The 3,963-nt window shown below is 53.2% G+C and carries 2 protein-coding genes and 1 pseudogene; 2 read left to right on the forward strand and 1 reads right to left on the reverse strand.

The window, feature by feature from the left end; all coding sequences use genetic code 11:
- Positions 1-1,287 (forward strand): alpha-amylase family glycosyl hydrolase (locus RTK32_RS19825; RefSeq protein ID WP_312046967.1); only part of this gene is annotated, 1,287 nt, incomplete at its 5' end.
- A 252-nt stretch (positions 1,288-1,539) separates the two neighbouring features.
- A pseudogene (locus tag RTK32_RS19830) lies at positions 1,540-1,685 on the forward strand (IS6 family transposase); the annotation flags it as partial.
- Between the two features lie 113 nt (positions 1,686-1,798).
- Here the strand turns inward: RTK32_RS19830 and RTK32_RS19835 are convergent.
- A complete protein-coding gene (locus tag RTK32_RS19835; RefSeq protein ID WP_312046969.1) occupies positions 1,799-3,451 on the reverse strand; it encodes a methyl-accepting chemotaxis protein in 1,653 nt (550 codons plus the stop codon).
- Between the last annotated feature and the right edge of the window lie 512 nt (positions 3,452-3,963).

Below are 3,963 nucleotides of genomic sequence, written 5' to 3' on the forward strand. Positions count from 1 at the left end.
TACATTTGGCGCGACGGTCGCAATGGCAAAGCGCCAAATAACTATCCATCCTTTCTCGGCGGTTCCGCCTGGAAGCAGGACCCGCAAACCGGCCAATACTACTTGCACTATTTTGCCAGCAAGCAGCCGGATCTTAACTGGGAGAACCCGAAGGTTCGGCAGGCGGTGTATGACATAATGCGTTTCTGGCTGGATAAAGGCGTATCAGGCTTTCGCATGGACGTTATCCCGTTTATTTCTAAACAGCCAGGCCTGCCGGATCTGCCTCCCGCTGCGCTGGCGCGCCCTGAGTACGTTTTTGCCAACGGCCCGTACATCCATCAGTATCTGCAGGAAATGAATCATAAAGTCCTCTCCCATTACGACACCATGACCGTAGGTGAAGCGTTTGGGGTTACCCCAGAGCAGGCGAAAAAATTCACCGATCCGCAGCGCCATGAGTTGAATATGCTGTTTAACTTCGATCTGGTGCGGATGGACCGCGATGGCTGGCGTAAAACCGACTGGACGCTGCCGCAACTCAAAGCCACCTATGCCAAAATAGATAAAGGCTCTGGGGAAAACGGCTGGAACACCAGCTTCCTGAGCAACCATGATAATCCGCGGGCCGTATCCCACTTTGGTGACGACAGTCCGCGTTGGCGAGAAGCTTCGGCCCGGGCTCTGGCGACCATGATGCTGACGCAGCGAGCCACACCGTTCATCTATCAGGGAGATGAGCTGGGAATGACCAATTACCCCTTTAAACGGGTAGAAGATTTTGAAGACGTTGAAATACGGGGCCAGTGGCAAGACCTGGTAGTTAGCGGCAAAGTGCCAGCGCAGGAATATCTGCAAAACGTCAGGCAAACCAGTCGTGACAACGCACGCACACCAATGCAATGGAACAGCGAAGCTAATGGTGGCTTTACAACCGGTAAACCCTGGCTTGCAGTCAATCCTGACTATGTGCAGATCAATGCCGCAGCCCAACAACAGGAGCCGGGCTCCGTTTATAACTATTACCGGCGCCTGATCGCTCTGCGTAGCCAAACGCCGGCGCTCATTTATGGCAAATTTAAGGATATTGATCCAGCCAATGAGAAGGTGTTCGCCTATACGCGCACGCTGGGCGAGCAGCGTTATCTTGTGGTCATTAATTTCAGCGAACAGCCATTAAAATATTCGCTTCCGCAGGGGATCGTAATCAATGCGCTGGTGCTGGATAGCGGCGGCGGGCATGGAGCGGAAGAAGGGGCAACCCAGTTGGATCTTCAGCCATGGCAGGCTTCGATTTACCGCCTGTAAGCCGTTGCTGCTGTATCATACCGCCGGTCGGGAACCGGCGTTTAACAAGTTTCTATTTACGCCATGATTTGCTTTTCGTTCTTAGCTGACGTTGCCCCCCCCGACAGGTAGCTTTGTATTAAATCAAATTTTACTTAAACCTGGAATTTTAGCTCTGTTGCAAAAATTTTGAGACGATAAGTTATTGCCCACTTTTGCTGACGGAGCGGTACATGAACGCATTTAAAATGCCAACATTTTCAGCGAGACATCATGCTTTGGGGGGTACTCCGGCACAGCAAATACGGTATCAGCTAGTGTGAGCGACAGGAGATGCCGGTCGAACGCGATGTGAATGTCAATCACCCCCCTTCTCGCTGATCCGGCGCTATGCGCCTGAAATGGAGAAAAAGCTGCGAGGGTAATGGCATCAGCCTTAACACTAAAGGCTACCTCATCACAAACTTTGTAACCGTGCCCTGCAGACAGCATTCTTAAGCGCACCGCGCCAATAAATAGCGCGGCGTAATTATCAGAAAGTCGTCCAGCCGTCGTCCGCGGTATTCACACGGGCTTTTACGGTCGCAGTATGGGTTTCCGGTCTGGCTTTGGCAGCGGGCACATGAACAGCAGCAGGTGTGGCCTGATTGCCTAAGTTGAAAACAGATACGGCCTGGAGAAGTAACGCCGCCTGCTCCCGCAGGCCTGAGGCGGCGGCGGCCGACTCTTCTACCAGCGAGGCATTCTGCTGAGTGGTCGTGTCCATTTCTGTCACGGCAATGCCGACCTGCTCAATTCCACGCGCCTGTTCGGCACTTGCAGAGTTAATCTCTTCAACCGTATCTGTCAGTCTCCCGACGGCTGAGAGAATGCCCGACATGGTGTCAGACGCATGTAACACCAGTTCATTACCCTGCCCCACGGTGACTGCATTGGCCGCAATCAGCTGACGTATCTCCCCGGCAGCTGCTGCGCTGCGCTGCGCCAACGATCTGACTTCGCTTGCCACCACCGCAAAGCCGCGACCATGTTCGCCGGCACGCGCTGCTTCTACGGCGGCATTCAGCGCAAGAATATTGGTCTGAAAAGCAATGCCGTCGATAACGGCGGTGATTTCACCAATGCGCCCGGAGCTTTCGCTGATTGACTTCATGGTGCCGGTGATGGCTACTGTCGCCTCACTGCCCTTGTTGGCAACGTCACGAACGCTGACTGCCAGCTGGCCTGCCTGGCGGGCGTTATCAGCGTTGTTTTTAACCGTCATCCCGAGCTGCGTCATGGTCGCAGCCGTCTGCTCAAGTGCACTGGCCTGCTCCTCAGTACGCTGCGAGAGGTCAGCGTTGCCCTGCGCAATCTCGGAGGTAGCCGATGCCACATTTTCAGCATTGCTTCTCACCAGACTGACGGTATTAATCAGGGAGTCCTGCATCTCACCGATGGCCGATAGCAGTTTGCCGGTTTCGTCACGATGTTGAGTACGGACCACACCACTGAGATCACCGCGGGAAACGCGCTGTGCCGCCTCTACCGCATCCCGGAGGGGGCGCGTGATACTCCGCGTGATAATCCAGGCGGATACTGCAGCAAGGAACAGAGCCACCGCACCAGCAGTGATTAAGATCATCAGTGCACCGGCCCGATCGTCACGCGCCTGTGCAGCCGCGGCACTCATCCGTGCTTCCTGAAAGGTCTGCATTTCCTTCAGTGAAGCCATATAGTCGGCCTGGGTCTGGTAGCGGGAGCCGAAAAGCAGCTGTGTAGCCTCCTCACTTTTGCCCTGTTGCGAGAGAGTGACCACGTCATCAATAAAGGGCAGGAATAGCGCAGAGCGGGCCTTAAGGCTGGCAAAAATTTCCTTTCCCTGAGGCGTGTTTACCTGACTGCCAATAAGACTGATGAGACTGTCCACCTTGCGTCTTTCGTCACGGTAATCGCTGATGGCTTTTTCCCGTTTGGTGACGTCGCTAAGAAGAATCGCATTTCGGGCAAGGCGACTCATGTCTGAGGTGTAGTAGCGGAGTGAAAGAGACGTGGAGGCTTTGGTATACAGGCTTCCGGATATGGCGTCGTTAGCCTGTCCCAGAGAGTTTATTTTTACGATGCCGATGAGCACCATAAACATAACAAGGAGTGCCATAAAGCCGAAGGCAGCGCCGAGCCGCAGCCCTATTCTGATATTATTCATACTAATTCCTGGTTGTAGAGCATCAGCATTAATGCATGGCGCTGATGCAAAAAACTCTCCTGTTTAACAGGAGTATATTGTTCTAAAGAACCGCGGCATGGCGGAATCAGGATTATCGGCAAAGCTCAGTAAATGTTTACACCGGCAGCGACTTCGGAAACTTTACCCGCTGAAAATGTGGGCACTGAGTGTTGATGCGGCACACTGTCAGAAAAGCGCAGGAGGATTAAAAAGATTAATATGCCCTACCGTCTGCAGAACGGCGTTCACGATATCTTCAGGTGGAGTAGACAGGCGCCCTGCTGGTGAAAGGAGTATATGCTGGCAATCCAGCCAGACTGTTGAGAGAGCTCTAAACATTATCTCTGCAAATTTTTAGCCTAAACTTATCGCCATCTCAGGTCGTTAAGGTAGGCTTGTCGTCAAAGCGGCCATCGAAGCCGCTGGATAGGTGATGGGCTGAAGAACATATCTGTCAGTGATTATGATCCCTCAGAAAAACTGTCAGCACA

It is taken from the genome of Erwinia sp. (assembly GCF_031978025.1).
In the GTDB taxonomy this organism is placed as follows: Bacteria; Pseudomonadota; Gammaproteobacteria; order Enterobacterales; family Enterobacteriaceae; genus Erwinia.

Bases quoted from the DNA above. Each gene is read 5' to 3' on its own strand.
- RTK32_RS19835 (WP_312046969.1), bottom strand. From the start codon at position 3,451: ATGAATAATATCAGAATAGGGCTGCGGCTCGGCGCTGCCTTCGGCTTT.